This window comes from Streptomyces sp. NPDC056628 (assembly GCF_042792555.1).
Classification (GTDB): Bacteria; Actinomycetota; Actinomycetes; order Streptomycetales; family Streptomycetaceae; genus Streptomyces.
Genome location: NZ_JBHTWG010000098.1, coordinates 1 through 1485 on the forward strand (window position 1 = coordinate 1; position 1485 = coordinate 1485).

The 1485-nt window shown below is 69.0% G+C and carries 1 protein-coding gene; it reads left to right on the plus strand.

Annotation, left to right across the window (positions count from 1 at the left end):
- Positions 1-110: 110 nt before the first annotated feature.
- Positions 111-1334 (plus strand): IS701 family transposase, encoded by a 1224-nt coding sequence (locus ACFRAC_RS36775; RefSeq protein ID WP_382939787.1) that lies wholly within the window; start codon positions 111-113, stop codon positions 1332-1334.
- Positions 1335-1485 lie beyond the last annotated feature (151 nt).

Here is a 1485-nt window from a genome sequence, read left to right on the forward strand (position 1 = left end):
TGGCGGGAGTGTAGCGGGACTTCGATCGTGCGGGGGCGGTCTCATGGAGACCGCCCCTCGATCGTGCGACAACGCCGCAGGTAGTGACAGCGACGGGGCAGCCTCTGAGGGTGATCACCGAGTCTGCCGCCGCGCAGTGGGACCTCGAACTGGACGACCTCTTCCTGACCATCGGACACCGCTTCGGCCGAGTCGAGCTCCGCCGCCGCATGCGGGACTACGTGCGCGGGCTGCTCGCTCCGGTGGCCCGCAAGAACAGCTGGCAGCTGGCCGAACAGGCCGGCCACCGCACGCCCGACGGCCTGCAGCACCTCCTCGCCGGAGCGAAGTGGGAGCCCGATGACATCCGCGACGACCTGCAGGAATACGTCGCCGGCAAACTCGGCGAGGCCGACGGCGTTCTGATCATCGACGACACCGGGTTCATCAAGAAAGGCACCGCCTCCGCCGGGGTCCAGCGCCAGTACTCCGGAACTGCCGGCCGCACCGAGAACTGCCAGATCGGCGTCTTCGCCGCCTACGCCTCCGCCCGCGGCCGGGCTCTGGTCGACCGTGAGCTCTACCTCCCCAAGTCCTGGACCGAGGACCGGGAACGCTGCCGCACCGCAAGGGTCCCCGACGAGCGGGAGTTCGCCACCAAAGGCGAACTCGCCCGGCGCACGGTGCTGCGGGCCCTGGCCTCGCCGCTGCCCATCGCGTGGGTCACCGCGGATTCCGCCTACGGTCAGGACAACCGGTTCCGCCGGCTGCTGGAGCAGTCGGGTGTCGGCTACGTACTGGCCGTCCCCAAGTCCCAGTTCAGTGTGGGCTGTTCACGGATCGAGGGCCTGTTCACGCAAGCCCCGGATGAGGCATGGGAGAAGATCTCCTGCGGCGACGGCGCGAAGGGGCCCCGTGTCTATCACTGGGCAGCAGTGCGGCTGCCGGCCGTCGCCGAATTCGACTATCAGGGCGAGGCCCCTCACCGGATGCGGTGGGCACTGGCCCGGCGCAGCATCAGCAAGCCCGACGAGATCGCCTACTACCTCGCTTACGCGTCCCTTCAGGTCACTGTCCAGGAGCTGGTGCGGGTCGCCGGGGCACGCTGGGCGATCGAGGAGTGCTTCCAGGCTGCGAAGAACGAGTGCGGCCTGGATCAGTACGAGGTCCGCCGCTACGTGGGCTGGTATCGGCACATCACTTTGGCCATGCTCGCGCACGCTTTCCTGGCCGCTACGGCACACCAGCCCTGGGAAAAGGGGGCGGATCAGGTGAGACACCCGGGGTCCTCGGGCTCACAGTGGCGGAGGTTCGGCGACTCCTGGCAGCTTGTCGTGCCCGGCCCCCGCACCTGAGCGGACACCGCGGACGGCACCACGCGCTGAGTTGGTCGAGCTGGCGCCGCCGGCGTCAAGCAGTCGCGCGTCGCTGTCACTACCTGCGGCGTTGTCGCACGATCGAGGGGCGGTCTCCATGAGACCGCCCCCGCACGATCGAAGTCCCGCT